The 17,193-nt window shown below is 35.4% G+C and carries 13 protein-coding genes and 1 pseudogene; 7 read left to right on the forward strand and 7 right to left on the reverse strand.

Annotated features, from left to right (window positions below; genetic code table 11):
* Positions 1–208: 208 nt before the first annotated feature.
* The 4 genes and pseudogenes from CYAN10605_RS12770 to CYAN10605_RS12785 form a co-directional block, all read left to right on the forward strand.
* On the forward strand, positions 209–505 hold the full coding sequence (locus CYAN10605_RS12770; RefSeq protein ID WP_015220367.1) for a hypothetical protein: 297 nt from the start codon (positions 209–211) through the stop codon (positions 503–505).
* An 862-nt stretch (positions 506–1,367) separates the two neighbouring features.
* The gene (locus CYAN10605_RS12775; protein ID WP_015220368.1) at positions 1,368–2,288 is read left to right on the forward strand and encodes a hypothetical protein; all 921 of its coding nucleotides are present in this window, start codon (positions 1,368–1,370) and stop codon (positions 2,286–2,288) included.
* Between the two features lie 222 nt (positions 2,289–2,510).
* Entirely contained in the window at positions 2,511–3,902 is a 1,392-nt protein-coding gene (locus CYAN10605_RS12780) for an NAD-dependent malic enzyme (protein ID WP_015220369.1), read from the forward strand.
* Between the two features lie 62 nt (positions 3,903–3,964).
* Positions 3,965–4,817: pseudogene (locus CYAN10605_RS12785) on the forward strand (RNA-guided endonuclease InsQ/TnpB family protein); the annotation flags it as partial.
* Positions 4,818–5,166: 349 nt separating this feature from the next.
* On the opposite strand, the gene CYAN10605_RS19330 reads toward CYAN10605_RS12785, so the two are convergent.
* The 5 genes from CYAN10605_RS19330 to CYAN10605_RS12805 all read right to left on the reverse strand — a co-directional run bounded on the left by CYAN10605_RS19330 (position 5,167) and on the right by CYAN10605_RS12805 (position 9,140).
* A complete protein-coding gene (locus CYAN10605_RS19330) occupies positions 5,167–5,619 on the reverse strand; it encodes a glutathione S-transferase C-terminal domain-containing protein (protein WP_277422482.1) in 453 nt (150 codons plus the stop codon).
* Positions 5,571–5,882 (reverse strand): glutathione S-transferase family protein, encoded by a 312-nt coding sequence (locus CYAN10605_RS19335; protein ID WP_277422483.1) that lies wholly within the window; start codon positions 5,880–5,882, stop codon positions 5,571–5,573. The genes CYAN10605_RS19330 and CYAN10605_RS19335 overlap by 49 nt, the downstream gene beginning before the upstream one ends.
* 182 nt (positions 5,883–6,064) lie before the next feature.
* Positions 6,065–7,159 (reverse strand): alkene reductase, encoded by a 1,095-nt coding sequence (locus tag CYAN10605_RS12795; RefSeq protein ID WP_015220370.1) that lies wholly within the window; start codon positions 7,157–7,159, stop codon positions 6,065–6,067.
* Between the two features lie 331 nt (positions 7,160–7,490).
* Entirely contained in the window at positions 7,491–8,339 is an 849-nt protein-coding gene (locus CYAN10605_RS12800) for a helix-turn-helix transcriptional regulator (RefSeq protein ID WP_015220371.1), read from the reverse strand.
* A 291-nt stretch (positions 8,340–8,630) separates the two neighbouring features.
* Positions 8,631–9,140 carry an inorganic diphosphatase gene (locus CYAN10605_RS12805; protein ID WP_015220372.1) on the reverse strand — a complete coding sequence of 170 codons (510 nt, stop codon included), beginning with the start codon at positions 9,138–9,140 and terminating at the stop codon, positions 8,631–8,633.
* 137 nt (positions 9,141–9,277) lie between these two features.
* On the opposite strand from CYAN10605_RS12805, the gene CYAN10605_RS12810 reads away from it, so the two are divergent.
* Positions 9,278–10,057: a segregation/condensation protein A gene (locus tag CYAN10605_RS12810; protein ID WP_015220373.1), complete on the forward strand. Its 780-nt coding sequence runs from the start codon at positions 9,278–9,280 to the stop codon at positions 10,055–10,057.
* A 345-nt stretch (positions 10,058–10,402) separates the two neighbouring features.
* Positions 10,403–10,696, forward strand: coding sequence for a four helix bundle protein (locus tag CYAN10605_RS12815; protein ID WP_015220374.1), 294 nt, complete (start codon positions 10,403–10,405; stop codon positions 10,694–10,696).
* A 396-nt stretch (positions 10,697–11,092) separates the two neighbouring features.
* Here CYAN10605_RS12815 and CYAN10605_RS12820 read toward each other — a convergent pair whose 3' ends face one another.
* Entirely contained in the window at positions 11,093–12,838 is a 1,746-nt protein-coding gene (locus CYAN10605_RS12820) for a diflavin flavoprotein (RefSeq protein WP_015220375.1), read from the reverse strand.
* Between the two features lie 412 nt (positions 12,839–13,250).
* Between CYAN10605_RS12820 and CYAN10605_RS18890 the strand changes: the two genes are divergently transcribed.
* Positions 13,251–13,424 carry a hypothetical protein gene (locus CYAN10605_RS18890; RefSeq protein ID WP_015220376.1) on the forward strand — a complete coding sequence of 58 codons (174 nt, stop codon included), beginning with the start codon at positions 13,251–13,253 and terminating at the stop codon, positions 13,422–13,424.
* A 654-nt stretch (positions 13,425–14,078) separates the two neighbouring features.
* Here CYAN10605_RS18890 and CYAN10605_RS12825 read toward each other — a convergent pair.
* Entirely contained in the window at positions 14,079–17,123 is a 3,045-nt protein-coding gene (locus tag CYAN10605_RS12825; protein ID WP_015220377.1) for a peptidase domain-containing ABC transporter, read from the reverse strand.
* Positions 17,124–17,193 lie beyond the last annotated feature (70 nt).

Here is a 17,193-nt window from a genome sequence, read left to right on the forward strand (position 1 = left end):
GCTATTTTATAGATGCGTGCTACGTAGCCGACCCCTTCGGAATCGCTTTTAGTGTTAATTTTTGTAAACAAATCTAGGAAAATTATAACAAAGTAAATATCGTTTCTTCTTTCGTAACTAATTTGAAATAATTTTTTATTAACATTTTATCCTTATCTTCAATAAACAGTGTTAGGTTTAAGTTAGAAACCTTTTTTCGGTGATTTTTATGTCTGAGTCACAATCCTTTTTCAAGTCCACTAGTTATGATTTTGAGCAAGAAGTATTAACTCGTTTTCGTGTTCTAGTTGAAATATTACCGAATGAATGTGAAATTCATAGGGAAACTTGGGATTCTCGCACAGTGATTTGTCTCGATTTTCAGAATTGCCCTTACTCATTGGAAATAGTCAAAGAAAACGTCTCTATTTTATTGAATGTGATGGAAAGATTTGGATTAGCAAAATCAATTATTTTTCGAGACGGAAATCATTTAAAGGCTTGGCGAAATTTGGTTAAGAATTAATTTTAATGGCTCTATCACTTCTCGTCGTGTAAATTATTAGTGTTTGGTAGGCAAGAGGCAATAGGCAATAGGGGATCATTAAATAATAATTTATAAACTTTTAGTTTTTATTTTACTATAAACACTATTCAATAAAGGTTATAGAAGTCCCGTTTTTCTTAAATTTATCATAACCACACTCTGAAGAACCATTTTAATTTAATCAATTATTAAGAAAAAACGCTCCCCTCTACTGTGGGAGAGGGGTTGGGGTTGAGGGCAAGATAATTTTGCCCTGACTTTGAAAAAACCCTGCTTAAAAGGAGGGGAGAAGAGGAAAACAGAGTTATGAAATAATAATTTATCAACTTTTAACTTTGATTTAACCTGACCGAAATCTTTTTTGAGAAATAATTAATTTGTCATAACTACTTTAATCGGTTACGGAATTAGTGTAGAATAACAAATAGAATATCGTCTCCTTAGGGGCGATTTTTTTGTGTTTTAGAAGTTGCCATTAAAAAATTAGGCTCTGTTACTTTGAGTGTGTAAATGATTAATTTAGGTAGTGAATCTGGAAAAACTCTCTGTATGTCCCCTTTTTAGGAAAGAAGGGGAAAAGAGAATTATTAAATAATAATTTATAAATTTTTAGCTTTTATTTTACTATTAACACTATTTAATAAACGTTATAGAAGTTATTTTCTATTAATTTATTATAACCACTGTAGAAAAACCATTATATTTTTATTTAAAAACTATCTTTGCTTTTTGCTTATCCGAATCAATAATTTATAGATTAATAGTGATAAAGTCAAAATAAAATAGTCAAATATTGCTAAATAGGGAAGAATAAATTTAATTTAGTGAAGGAGTAATAATTTTGAATGAATTAGAAGAAATTTATAAAAAGTTCCATGAAATTAATATTAAACTTAAAAAATTAGAGAAAAAAGCAGACAGAATTATTGTTACGGGAGGAAAACTAAATAAACAACCAAAACCAATTAATATTAGATTAGAAGAATTAATCAATATTTATAACTACATACCTCAGATATTAAGTGAATACGCTACACCAGTTTCTTTGAGTGCTAAAACTTATAGAGAAAAAATAGAGGAGGTTGAGTTAGATTATCAACATAATGGTTATTATTGGGTAATTTTATTAGAAAATCAAGGAATCAAAAATTATTATTTACTCCCTAATGGTAATATAAAATTCAATTTTGCTCGTTTACAAAACTATATCAATTTTGTATTTATCCTTCATGGTAATTTTTTAGATATAGGTAATAATTTTTCCTTGATAAGGTGTGCCACTATCGATATTTTACCGAATGGTTTATCTTGGATTTTAAAAGCAAAAGGAGAAATAATAAGTAAAATTTCACCATCTGATTTACTATTAAAAGAATTGCTCAAATTTCAAGATAAAGATAAGCAAATTCCAGATAATATTAGCAAATTACTAGACCTTTTGGATAGCTACTATAATGAAACTTTAAAAATTAAAGATAGATTATATATTGAGTCTGAAAATATTATTGAATTAGAAGAAAAATTTGTTCAATTAAATGATATATTTATCTCTAATAATAGACAAGTTTATTCTCTTATTGATGTTAAGGAAAAATCTATTCTTGAGAGAGTAATACAAATGAATGAGCAATTAAGCGATAAAATAGCCCAACAGGATAAACAAATTCGAGGATTGCGTAGTAATATAGGCTGTTTAAATTTTTTGGTTTTTATTTTGGTGCTATTTATTAGTTTTTTCTTATGGGTAGCAATTTCTGCCTAAATGTCTAATGATGGCAATGATAACTTAGAGTCGGCGGTAGAAAGAAAAATAGATAAGGAGAGAGGAGGGGCAAGTATTGGAGGAAACTAATTTTTAATTTTTATATGATAAATTAAGTCGTTATTTGTTAACAAACAGACTCGTTTCTGGCACTGGTTTCGGCTAAAATTCAAAAGATACCTATAGAAGATATTTATTAAATTAAAAGAGTAAACATAATTCATGACAGATTTAACTCCTAGTTCTAGTTTTAGTTTAGCGGTACATTTAGAATTGTTAAACCGTGCGGGTGCTTTAGCTAAAGTTACAAATGCGATCGCATCTGTGGGAGGAAGTTTAGGGAATATAACCCTGATAGAGAGAAATTTACAGACAGTAAAAAGAGAGTTGCAGATTGATGCTTCTAGTAGTGACCATGCTGATAAAATTCTTGACGCCATTAAATCCCTAGAAGATGTAAAAATACTACAAGTGAGCGATCGCACCTTTGAATTGCATAAGGGGGGAAAAATCCGCATCGAAAATCGCATTGAGATTAAAAACTCCTCTGATTTAGCAATGGCTTATACTCCCGGAGTTGGTAGAATTTGTAAAGCGATTGCGGAAAAACCGGAAGAAGTCTTTTCTTTGACGATTAAAAGCAACAGTATAGCTATTGTTACTGATGGTAGTGCTGTTTTAGGTTTAGGTAACTTAGGGGCGGAGGCGGCTTTACCGGTAATGGAAGGTAAGGCGATGTTATTTAAAGGCTTTGCAGATATTGACGCATTTCCCATTTGTTTAGCCACTCAGGATGTGGAAGAAATTATTTCCATTGTCAAAAATATCATTCCCGTATTCGGCGGGGTGAATTTAGAGGATATAGCCGCACCTCGTTGTTTTGAAATCGAAAAAAGATTACAGGAAGAATTAGACGTTCCCATTTTCCACGATGACCAACATGGTACAGCCATAGTAACAATGGCGGCGTTAATTAATGCCCTCAAATTAGTTGGGAAGGAAATTGACAAAATTCGAGTTGTTATCAACGGTGCAGGGGCGGCAGGGGTTGCCATCGCCCGTTTGTTGAATCAAGCTCAGTGTTATAATATTACACTTTGTGACTCTAAGGGTATTATTAGTAAAGATCGGGAAAATCTCAATGCAGAGAAGCAACTCTTAGCAGTAGAAAAAGGAGGCACTTTAGCGGATGCGTTGGTTGATGCGGATGTGTTTATCGGAGTTAGCGCCCCCAATATTTTAACCCCTGATATGGTGAAAACAATGGCAAAAGATACCATTATCTTTGCGATGGCGAATCCTATCCCCGAAATTCAACCCGAATTAATCAAAGATATAGCCGCCGTTGTTGCCACTGGTAGAAGTGATTACCCCAATCAAATCAATAACGTTTTGGCTTTTCCCGGTATCTTTCGAGGTGCATTGGATTGTCGTGCTAAAGGCCTCACCACCGAAATGTATCTTCAAGCCGCAGGTGCGATCGCATCTTTAGTATCTACAGAAGAATTAAATAAAGAACACATAGTACCTTCTGTATTTGATCCCAGAGTTGCCACAGTGGTAGCGGAGGCGGTGAAAAAAGCGGCAAGAGAAGCAGGAGTGGCGAGAAATTAAACAAAACCAAAATCATTACTTATAATAAATTTATTGGCAACCTAAGTTAGCAATAAACCTCAATGCACAGAGCGATAAAAGTCAGAATCTATCCCAACAAAACCCAAGCCAAGAAATTATCTCAGGTTATGGGTTGTTGTCGTTGGTGGTATAACTACGCTCTAAACTTGTGTATTGACACTTATAAAGCTACAGGTAAGGCACTAAAGTAAGTAGCCCTTAATAAGTATCTCCCTAAGCTAAAAAAAAGAGGAAGATACGGCTTGGTTAGGAGATTGTTACTCACAATGTCTGCAATCAACGACTCTTAATCTGACTAAGGCTTTCAAAAACTTCTTTGAAGGTAGAGCCAAATACCCCAGATACAAGTCATATCACGGAAAACAGTCTTGTCAATATCCCCAAAATGTCTCGATAGTTGATGGATGTCTCAAAATTCCGCAATTAGGCTTAGTAAAAGCAGTTATTCATCGGATATTTGAAGGTGAGATTAAGACTGTAACAGTAAGCAAAACGCCCACTGGCAAATATTTTGCTAGTATCCTATTCGATACCCAACAAGAATTACCATTAGTAAATATGACAGGAAAAATTTGTGGTATAGACTTAGGAATTAAGGATTTTGCTATTGTTCATGATGGCAAAAAAACCAGTAAGTATGCTAACCCTAGACACATTGTGAATAATAATCAAGTGGTAGTCGTTGAACAACTGAATATCAAGGGTATGGTTCGTAACCACAAATTAGCAAAAGCAATAACTGATGTCGGTTGGGGAACATTTATCAACTTCCTAGACTATAAACTCAAGCAAAAAGGTGGGTTATTAGTGGAGATAGATAGATGGTTTCCTAGCTCTAAAACTTGCTCTCATTGTCATTATCAAATGTCTGAAATGCCATTAGAGATAAGAGAAAAGATGAAGCTCCCGACTCAGCGATAGTGGTCGGGTAGTAGTTCACAATGCCCGACATAGACTGCATCAAAACGCACTAAGGTAGTAAATAACCTCAGTTCGGTTTAAGAATATTGGATAAGGGTAGGTGTCAGGTTTCAGGTTGCAGGTTGCAGGTGTTGAGAGAAAGTAATGAGTAACAAATAATGAGTGTTCGGGGTTTTTAATTCCTAATTCTTAATTTTTCCTTTGCCCTCCCCCCTCTCGAGGGGGGATATAAGGGGGGTTTGCCTCTTGCCTCTTGCCTTTTGCCTTTTTTTCTCCATCATTCATAGATGAAAATTTATCCCGAACTCAGGTTAAATAAGCGTCAGTCGGCTTCTGTGAGTTGATTTCCCACAAGGTATTTTTGTTTTGACAATCTTTCCTCTAGCCAATCTAAGGTGGAAAATAAGGGGATAAAGGCTTCTTCGTAGGCTTGTTGAGTGGTGGCAAAACCGCATTTATAAACCCCATTGTTAATGTTATGATAAATACGATCGTTAACCTCGTCTATTTCTTCTCGGAGATGAGAAGGGTAGTAATCCACCGCTTTCGCACCAATATCATCAAAGGCACTATTAAACATTCTGATTATTTCAGAGGATTCGTTATTAACGATGGTGTGAGTTTTTTTATCCCACAAGACGGGAACTGTCACCCTTCCTGTATAGTTAGGATCAGCTTGGATATATATTTGATAAAGATATTGTGCCTCAAATAATGGATCAGGTATTACGCCTTCTCCTTGGGCGAATGTCCAACCATTTTCCCCATGAACCAATGTACGATCGCAACTGGTATAATATCTTCTAAGGCTTTTAATTTGCGAAAAATTAAGGTACGATGAGCCCATGGACAAGCTAGAGACACATAAAGGTGATAACGCCCTGATTCGGCTTTAAAACCACTTTTTCCCGTGATACCGGCGCTGCCATCGGGGGTAATCCAGTTACGAAATTGCGAGGCTTGACGCACAAATTTGCCTTGAGTGGCAGTGGTATCATAACATTGATCGTGCCAAACACCTTCAATTAAAAGTCCCATAAATAAAAGTTATTGATTAGTGATAAGTTAGTTTGCATTATAAGTTGTCTGGTTGAGATAGGGAATGGGGAATGGGGAATGGGCAATAGGCAATGGGTAAGGGGTTGAATCATAAGGCAAGGGGTTTAAACCCCAAGAATAATAAAAAATGTAAGTTAAATGCGTCTTAGGTTAGTTAATCTTTAATTTAAGAAGGGATAATCGGTATATCCTTCTTCTGCATTGTGATTTCCTTGACCATAAAGAGTTTTCATGTTAACTTCTGTTAGAGGTGCATTAATGGCTAATCTTTCCACTAAGTCGGGGTTAGCAATAAATGGCCTCCCAAAAGATACTAATGAGGCTTTTTGAGAGGAAATAGCTTTATCTGCTTTGGTTTTATCATAACCACCGTTAGTAATAATTGTGCCATTGTAGAAGCCTGAAAAAGTGTCTAAGACGGATGGTATGGCATTTTCGTTTTGTAAATCCATCTCACTAGCTTCCATTAAATGAACATAAGCTAAATTATACTGATTTAGTGCTTGTAAAACATAGGTAAATAAGGGGATGGGGTTAGAATCTAACATTCCGTAAAATGTGTTAGTGGGGGATAATTTAATTCCCACTTTGTTATCACCCCAAACCTCTATTACCGCCTCTACTACTTCTAACAGAAAACGGCTACGATTGGCGATCGAGCCTCCATATTCATCTGTACGTTGATTAGAAACATCCTGTAAAAATTGATCAATTAAGTAACCAAACGCACCATGCAATTCTACACCATCAAAACCAGCATGAAAAGCATTGAGAGCCGCCTGTTGAAATTCTTTGACAATGGTAGGGATTTCATCGAGATTTAAGGCACGGGGTTTCTCTAATGACACTTTACCATTAGGGGTATGTAATTGTCCTTGGGCGGGAATGGCACTAGGTGCGATCGGCATTTCACCTTGTAGTAAAGATGGATGGCTAACTCTCCCACAATGCCATAACTGTAGGAAGATTTTACCACCTTGTTGATGGACTTTTTCTACAACTAACTTCCATCCGTCAATTTGGGCTTGATTATAGATACCGGGGCAGTTAAGATAACCATGGGCAGAAGGAGAAATCATGGTACATTCTGTAATAATCAATCCAGCAGTTGCCCTTTGAGCGTAATATGTAGCCATTGTTTCCGTAGGAATACCCTCATCGGTTGCCCTCAAACGAGTCATAGGCGCCATAATGATACGGTTAGGCAAAGTGTAACCACCGAGTGAAAATGGAGAGAAAAGATTAAAGTTTTCCATAGCTATCAGTAACCACAAATATTTTTAAGTGAAAGTATCCATAATTGATGAATCTTTGTCTTGTAGATTATTGCGGTTTAGATGTTTTCTTGCGGTTTTTTTATTTCCTTTGATAGCTTAAAATTCATGAAAGATATATATGATATAGCACTCTTAAATCATTTGTGAAAAATCAATTATTAGAAAAAAACATCGAAGATACCATCCCTCTTGCCTTTTGCCTGTTGCCTGTTGCCTTTTTTGACAAAATAATTAACACAACCCATTCAGGATTGCTATACTCTTTGTGCCTTTGCGAGAGAAAAAAACCTAATTATTTGTCTAAATTACTTTAACTATCACGCAAATCTTTAGGTATTAAATTAAAATGTTTTTTTAACATAACACTCATTTGACTTTGAGAAGAAAAACCACAAATAAGGGAAATATGAGCTAAATTTTCATCGGTTTTTTTAATCATTTCAACAGCTTTTTTTAGTCTTTCTTTTAAGATATATTGATAGGGACTAATTCCTGTACTTTCTTTAAAGCAACGGATAAAATGATATTCACTTAAGGCTAATAAATTAGCTAATGTGGCGATGGTTATTTTTTCGTTAAGATTGCTCTTGATATAATCAATTACGATGGATAATTTATGTGGTGCTAAACCACCGTAGTTTGATTTATTAATTGTTTTTTTCTCTGTATAATTTGAGATTAAATGTAAACTTAAGGTACTGAAAAGACTTTCTAAATATAAATCATCAATTTCACTAGATTTTTTACTAACAAGTGCGATCGCACCTATTAATTCTCTCAAAAAATTATCTCTCATTTTAAGATGAGAAATTAACTGAAAAGTTTGTCCATCTAGTAGTTTTTGGGCATAAGAATCGAATAATTTATTATCAATAGATAAAAAAATACCTGTGGAATTTTTCCAACTTGCCCAATGATTAATTCCTGCGGGAAAAATCATTAATTCTTCCGTAGAATAACGAATTTCTTTTAACTTATCGCTATTATGTTTTAGGGTTAAATAACAGATTTGATTAGTAGTTAAACCAATTAAATGACGATCTAAAATTTTAGGTTTTGGATCTTCCCCGGTGCTATGATAATTTTGATAAACTTGAATAATTCTATGTACAGATTCATGGACGATGGAAGGGGAATTAACAATTACTTGATTAGGCATGAAAAAATTTTGCAACTATTTCATCGAGTTTATCTTAACTCATAAAACTTGTAGGTGACTTTAGCCAACACGGGAAAAGATTTTTTTGGTTTTGATGCTCACAGTGTTGATTTTGATTTGATGCGATCGCATCTTAAGTAGAATGAGAAGATAATCGAAAAAAATAACCCATTGAAATGGGTTTAAGCTATTAGCAAGAAATTGATTTCTTGTTTTATATTTTTTGTGTTGGGCTACACTTCGTTAACCCAACTTACCGTTATGACTAAGTGCGATCGCACCTAAATCCCATTATTTATAAGCCTTAACGCATTGTTCCACTAAAGGAGCAACTTGATCAATATCTTTCCAACCAAGAATTTGAGTTTCTTTTTTCTCCAAATTTTTGTAGCTACGGAAAAATTCAGCAATTTCCTCTAAACGGTGAGGGGCAATATCTTTTAAAGATTTAACATGATCATAGCGAGGGTCTTCGGCGGGTACACATAAAATCTTCTCATCGCGATCGCCTCCATCAATCATTTCTAACATACAAACAGGACGAGCGGCAATAACACAACCGGGGAAAGTAGGTTCATCCATCATTACCATACCATCAAGAGGATCACCATCATCTGCTAAAGTGTTAGGTACAAAACCGTAATCATAGGGATATTTGACTGAGGAGAATAAAACTCTATCTAGGATAAAAGCATTCATATCCTTATCAAATTCGTATTTATTTTTGCTACCGCCGGGGATTTCGATTAAAACGTTGATAATACCCTGTTTAGGTTGAGCAGGAATACGAGATAAATCCATTTTTAATATTGTCCTTACTTATAGTTAATCAATACGGTTAATATTTAACCATAAAACGAAATTAAGAATTAACAATTTAGAATCAACAAATTTCCTCACTACCCAAATAGCCCAAATCTAACTTCAAGAAAAAGCCGATGGTATTAACAAAAAGTCCTGCCAGTGAAGCAATAGAACAATTGATAGAACTAGCCCAAACAGGAGAAATTGATCCTTGGGATGTCAAAGTAATTGAAATTATTGACCGTTTTTTAGCTGAATTAGGAATAAATGATAGCGATAACCTATCTGTGCAGGAAACTGATTTATCTCAATCCGGGCAGGTGATGTTATGGGCTTCTAAATTAGTTTTATTAAAAGCAGAAACCCTTGCCAGAATTAGTGAATTAAATCCAGAAGACGAGGAATCGGCAGAAACAAATATAGAAGATAATCTCGAATTAGAAACAAAACGCTATCAAATTAATGAACTAGACAAAAAAATTAAAAGAAGAACATCTGCTCTACCTGTTGCCAAAAGAAAAGTGACTCTAGGGGAATTCATAGCCCAACTTCAGTCAATAGAAAAAGAATTACAAGGGAAAAGTAAGACCATAGACCACAATTTGCCTTTAAATAAAACAAAAAGAGGCTATACCCGTAAACAAGCCCTCAAAACAATTACTGATTTAGCTCATAATGAAAATTTGACCGAATTAGCTGAACAAATCAATAATTTTCTCCGAGATAATTTAATTACTGTTAATGAGAATAAAATCAAGTTAGAACAACTAATCAGCCATTGGCAAAGTCATAAACAAGAAACAAAATCCGATAAAGTCGGAGTTTTTTGGGCGTTATTATTGCTTTCCTCTCAATCAAAGGTTGAATTACATCAACAAGAATTTTATCAAGATATTGATGTTTACATTATCTAACTGACGTTACGCACTTATTCATGTGTTAAGTTAAGGAGGGTTTCAGGTTTCAGGAAATAATCTGACGGGGAGACAATGAAACTGCAGTGAGGGTAGGTTTTAGGTTTCAGGTTTCAGGTTGCAGGTTTTAAATACATGAACAGTATTTTGTCTTTACGAAATAAATAGCCCGACATATTATCTCAAAATGTTGATAATCCAATAGTTTTGCCTATTATTTGAACCATTGAGTAAATAGAGATAATGATAAATATTAGTGGAGACAAAACCTAACACCTAACACCTGCTACCTGCTACCTATAAGGTTTTTAGAGTTATTGTCCCCCCTTAAGGGAAATAATAAAAATGATTGAACTAAAAAGTTATCGAGATTTAACGGTTTGGCAAAAATCAATGGATTTGGTAGTAATATGTTATCAATTAACGTCTCAATTTCCCAAAACAGAAATTTATGGTTTAAGTAATCAAATACAAAGAGCCGCAGTTTCAATTCCTGCCAACATCGCAGAAGGAAAAGGGAGAAATCATTTGGGTGATTATATCCGTCATCTTTCTATGGCAAATGGCTCACTCAAAGAACTAGAAACTCATTTGATGATTGTAGGACGATTAGGCTATCTTAACCTGAGTTCGGGATAAATTTTCATCTATGAATGATGGAGAAAAAAGGCAAAAGGCAAGAGGCAAGAGGCGAACCCCCTTTATCCCCCCTCGAGAGGGGGGAGGGCAAAGGAAAATTAAGAATTAGGAATTAAAACCCCGAACACTCATTATTTGTTACTCATTACTTTCTCTCAACACCTGCAACCTGCAACCTGAAACCTGACACCTACCCTTATCCAATATTCTTAAACCGAACTGAGGTTATCTTAAAGAGCAAGAATTAAAAGTTACTTTAAACAAATGTGAGGAAATTGGCAGAATGTTACATAGTTTAATCGAAAAACTAAGTCAAAAGAAAAAAGGGTAAATTTTTTTGACTTTAAACCTGACACCTGGCACCTGATACCTGACACCTCAAAACAACTTTCTTCTCTAGTAATGTGTACCAGATTTACGGTGATGAATAGCGGTTATTCCTGTTTCTGAAAGTAATTTACCCTGAGTTGCGATCGCATATAATACCCAATGATCACCGCATTCTAAACGATTTTTGACTTCACATTCAAGATAGGCTAAAGCATCAGTTAAAATAGGACTACCATTGTCGGCGGTTTCCCAATTAATATTCACAAAACGGTCTTCTCCGGGGGCAAAGGGCTTGAGAAAATGTTTCATTAAATCGATATGTTTCCCTTCTTCAAGAATATTTAAGACAAAATGACTACCAATAGGTAACAAAGATTCGATCGCTCTTTCTTTGGCTACTGCAATAGTTAAACCCGGGGGCGTAAAAGTTGCCTGAGACACCCAAGAAGCAACCATCGCTCCCTTTAATTCTTCCCTTTGAGTAGTGACGATAGAAAGAGAACCAATAATGCGCCCTAAGGCTTGTTCTGTACGGGCTGTTAAGGTATTACTAGCGGCAGATTCCTTCGATTTTAGAGCCTTTTTGCGTTTTTTCAGGGCTTGAGCAAAATCTGTTCCTGCTTCCTCACAGGTTTTTAAAATTGCTTCAGTGGGCTTAAATTTAACTCTAATGGTGTCAAAACCAAAGCGATAACCCCCATCCTTAAACTTTGATTCCAATAGGTCTATGGCTTCTCCACTCCATCCATAAGAACCAAATACCCCCACTATCTTATTGCGATCCGCAGTGGCTAAAGCAACACCTAAAGCACTTTGAATTTGAGTTGGTGCATGACCTCCTAATGTCGGTGAACCGAAAATAAAACCATCACAAGTGGTGATCGCTTCTTTTATTTCTTCACTAGCGGCAAACTCTGCATTGATAGATTCTACCCTTACCCCCGCTTTAGTAACTCCCCGTGCGATCGCATTAGCTAAAATAGCGGTATTACCATAAGCAGAAGCATAAACCAAAGCAACATTAAGAGTTTGATTTTGTTGAGCAGATAACCATTGAGAATATAAACCCGTTAACTCATGTAAACCATATTTCACTAGAGGACCATGACTAGGGGCATAAACCAGAGCAGAAAAAGGCTTAATTTTTTCTAATGCTTTACTCACCTGATTACTGTAAGGAGCAATGACACAGTCGAAATAGTATCGTCTATCTTCAAAATAAACTTGCCAACCTTCATCAAATATTTGATCCCCGCAAACATGAGAACCAAATAACTTATCTGTGTAAAAAATATCAGTCTTTTTATCAAAAGTTAAAAGTTGATCAGGATAACGGGGATTGGGAGTAGTAATAAAATCTAATTGATGCTCTTTTCCTAGATTTAATTGATAGTCATTTTTGATGGAAATAATATTTAAAGAATAATCTTTAACTGTTTCACTATAGGAGTTTTCAAAAATTTCTCGTAAAGATTTTGCTCCCGTATTAGAGACAATAAAAGTAATTTGAGGGGCTAATTGAATTAGTCGGTTTAAAGTAAAAGCACGATTAGGATTGATATGTCCTAAAATCACATAATCAATCTTTTTTAAATCAATTCTTGCCGATAAAGCGGATAAAAATATTTCAGTGAAAGACTCCCCCGGAGGATCAATTAAAGCGGTTTTGTCTGCTTCGATTAAAAAACTATTCGCCGTTGTACCACGACTTAAGCCATATTCTACCTCAAACTTTAAGCGTTCCCAAGTTCGAGAACGGAATATTCTCGTATCCAAAGCAATATTACACACTTGTACATCTTTAGATCCCATAACTAACGTCCCCGCTATTATTTTCTTTTACCTTCCATTATCTACTATGGTTTGTTTAGGATCAAGCAAACAATATTTATTTATATCAATTGTTTTGATTAATTTCATTTATTAAAATCTATTGTAATTAAAATTTAGCGTTGCTCAATCATGGTATGAAATGTACTGAAATTATACCAAAAATTGAGACATCAAAATATTATCACTATTGCCTATTGCTCACCTAAATAAAAAATCACATCTAAAATCAGCAACACCTAAAATTTTATCTGGAAAACATTATTAAAAAGGTGAAATTATTAAGAAATATAGATAATTATTAATGTTATTAACAAAAGATTATTCCCTTAAAAAAAAGGTGTTAGCTTGAGATTTATATAAAAATAAACATTTACATAAAACACTAAAATAAATGAGAGATAATCAGGGAAAAGATTTAGTAGGTGCAGGTTTAACCGCCGCTATTGGTGCAGGAATTATTACATCTTATGCGGTTAGTCAAGGACAACACCCCCTTGTGGCAACGGGAATTACTATATTTTCTGCCCTTTTAGCAGTGATTATTTATCAAGCAGACCTAATTTAATTAACCTCAGTTCGGTTTAAGAATTTCCGATAAGGTTAGGTATCAGGTGTCAGGTTGCAGGTTGCAGGTGTTAGGGGATGGGGAGATGAGGTGATGAGGGGATGAGGGGAAAAGGGGAAACAAGTAATAAATAAGTAACTGACGTTACGCACTTATTGATGTGTTAAGTTAAGGGAGGTTTCAGGTTTCAGGAAATAATAAATTTTCATCGATGGTGATTTAAGAAAAGGGCAAAGGGCAATGGGCAAGGGGCAAAGGAAAAATTAAGAATTAGGAATTAAAAACCCCGAACACTCATTATTTGTTACTCATTACTTTCTCTCAACACCTGCAACCTGCAACCTGAAACCTGACACCTACCCTTATCCAATATTCTTAAACCGAACTGAGGTTATCTTAAAGAGCAAGAATTAAAAGTTACTTTAAACAAATGTGAGGAAATTGGCAGAATGTTACATAGTTTAATCGAAAAACTAAGTCAAAATAAAAAAGGGTGAATTTTTCTGACTTTAAACCAGACACCTGATACCTCAAAACAACAACTAATTATCTTTTTGCGTAACATCAGTAAGTAATAAGTATTCGTGGTTTTTCATTCTTAATTCTTAATTTTTAATTCTTAATTTATCCGAACCCCGAACTCCGAACTCCGAACTAACTCTTAACTTTTTGTTGTTGTTGATAAAGATGATAATAACGCCCCTGTAAAGCCATTAACTCATCATGAGTTCCTTTTTCAGCAATAATTCCGCTATCCATCACCACAATTAAATCTGCACTGCGAATAGTCGCTAAACGGTGAGTAATAAATAAAACTGTGCGATCGTGGAAAGCATGAATTAGATTATGACAAACTTGAGCCTCTGTATTGTAATCTAAAGCACTGGTTGCCTCATCTAAGACTAACATCCGAGGATTTTGTAAAACAGAACGTGCGATCGCAATTCTTTGTCTTTGTCCCCCAGAAAGAGAAGCCCCCCTTTCTCCCACTCTGGTATTGTAACCATTAGCAAGATTCATAATAAACTCATGGGCGCAAGCAATTTCTGCCGCCCGAATCACTTCATCAGAACTAGCAGAAGGATTAGTTAAAGCGATATTCTCGAAAATAGTGCCATCGAATAAAAGACTCTCTTGAGGTACAACCCCCACCTGACGACGGAGAGAATACAGTTCTACTCGGTTAACATCATAACCATCGATTAAAATACGTCCAGATTCTGGTTCATATAAGCGAGAAACCAGTTTTGTCATGGTACTTTTACCTGCCCCACTTTCCCCTACGATACCCACGAAAGTACCAGCGTTAATGTCGATACTAACGTTGTTTAATTGTAAAGGACCGTGAGGCTTAAAACGAAAACAAACATTTTCATACTGTAAATGACCATCAATCAAAGGCATCGGTATATTATCTCTATCTTCTTCTGCTTCTTGAGGATGATCAACAATATCCGCTAAACGTTCTAAAGAAAGGGCTGTTTGTTGGAAGTTTTGCCATAATTGAGCAAGACGTAAAATCGGTTGGGTAACATAACCAGAAATGATGCGGAAAGCAATTAATTGTCCTAAAGTTAAATCTCCTTGTAAAACCAAATATGCACCCACCCATAACACTAATAACTGAGACAATTTATTTAAGAAATTACTAGCAGAACCTGCAAGGGTTTGAGTAATAACGGTTTTAAAACCTGTACCCACATATCTAGCATATCTTTCCTGCCATTCCCAACGGGATTTTAACTCGATGTTTTGTGCTTTTACCGTTTGAATCCCCGACATAATTTCCACTAAATGGGATTGAGTCGAAGCATTACGTTCGGCTTTTGCCCTTAATTGACGACGAATGAGAGGGGAAAATATTAGTGTTAACGCCACAAAAATAGGAATGATACCTAATGCCACAAAGGTTAATAAAGGGCTATAGATAAACATAACCACAATATAAATTACCGAGAAAATAGCATCTAACACCACTGTTAGGGCAGTTCCCGTCAAAAATGACCTAATATTCTCTAACTCGTTAATACGGGTGGAAATTTCCCCCACAGGACGCTTTTCAAAGTACCTGAGTGGTAGCCTTAAAAGGTGATCGATGATCTCCGATCCCAAGGTCATATCAATGCGGTTCGTAGTATCAACGAAGGAATAAGTCCGCAGGGTGCTTAAAATTGCCTCAAAAACCGCTAAAACAACTAAAAATATACCCAATACTTGCAGAGTGTCGGGGCTATTTTGCACAATCACCTTATCAATGATAATTTGAATCATCAGAGGATTTGCTAAGGCGAATAGTTGCACAAAGAAAGAAGCTATAAATACTTCTAATAAAACCCATTTATATTTAATGATGGAAGGAACAAACCAATTTAAACCAAATTTTTCTTCAGGGGTTTCTTTTGTTTTTTTCAACAATAAAACTTTCCCTTCTTGTCCCCACATTTCCAGAAATTCAAGGGTTTTATACTCTCTAACTCCTCTTAAAGTGGGATCGCCTACGATGACCGTTTTTTCATTGGCTGTATAGACAACAACCAGAGAATCGGACAACTTAGTTAAAAAAGTTCCTTCGAGTTTGCCAAATGCCCCGGCAGGAACACCTATTAGTTGTGCATTTAAGCCGATTAATTCTGTAATAGCTCCACAAACATCAAGGGATAATGCCCCATTTCTTTGTACTTGCTCTTTAATAATACGTTCTAAAACATCTCCCCGAAAAGGAATTCGATAATATTTAGATAGCATTCGCATACAAGCAATACCGATTTCGGCTTCACTTCTACCGCTATAGAAAGGATAATCTTTCAGGGGTTTACGGGATTCTGCTTGAAGAGTGCGAGGTTGTTTTTGTAGAATTTGAGGGTCAGCTAAAGGGATTTCCTCGTTATCCATCAATACAGCAGGGGTAATGGCTGTTTGAGAAGGAGAATTGTTTTCTTTTCTGTCTTCTTCTGCCCATAAATCTTCTTCCTCATCTTTTTCTATTACTTGCCCATTTTGATTTTTAAGGGGAATAGATTGGGGAATGCTCAAGGAAATAAGACGGCAGTTAGTTTCTAGGGTTAAACTTTCATTTATTGTGACTATATCTCCGATGTCGAAACCGTTGATTTTTCCGCTACTTAATACCCATTCCTGATTTTCGGGAGGATTTGGAAGGCGATCGCATTTTCCAGCCACTAAATGACAAACTTGAGCTTTATTAACGGCATCTTTAGCGAGGGCTTTAATATCTCCGTGAGCAATAGCTTTTTTGACCAGTTGAGAGCCTAATAAATCAAATACCTCGATTAAACCTGCTTTTTGCTGATAATAATTTTTTAAACTGGAATGCTGTTTAAGTAAATCTAAAAACTTATCTCTATCAATAGTTAGAGCAACCACCTCCGTAGATGCGATCGCAGTTTCTGTCGAAAAGCCCCGCATTAAACTTTCCCAACCGATAACACTACCATAACTGAGTAACTGAACACTAACAGGTAAATTATTTCGAGGATCATAAGCAATACAACGAGCTTGACCTTCGTAAATAATTGCTACATGAGGGGGAATATTATCCTTAACCAACATAATTTGCCCCATTTCGTATTTTAAGGGCTTAAAATGGGGAGATATGACCTCTATTTCACTGCGGGAAAGATTATTAAAGGGTTCAACACTAGAAATAAATTCTGCTACTGAACCTGTTGTATAAACCATAACTTATCGATAAAAAATTAATAATTAATCGTATTTAATATGTGAATTAATCTCAGCAAATATCTGTAGA

Source organism: Cyanobacterium aponinum PCC 10605, assembly GCF_000317675.1.
Lineage (GTDB): Bacteria > Cyanobacteriota > Cyanobacteriia > Cyanobacteriales > Cyanobacteriaceae > PCC-10605.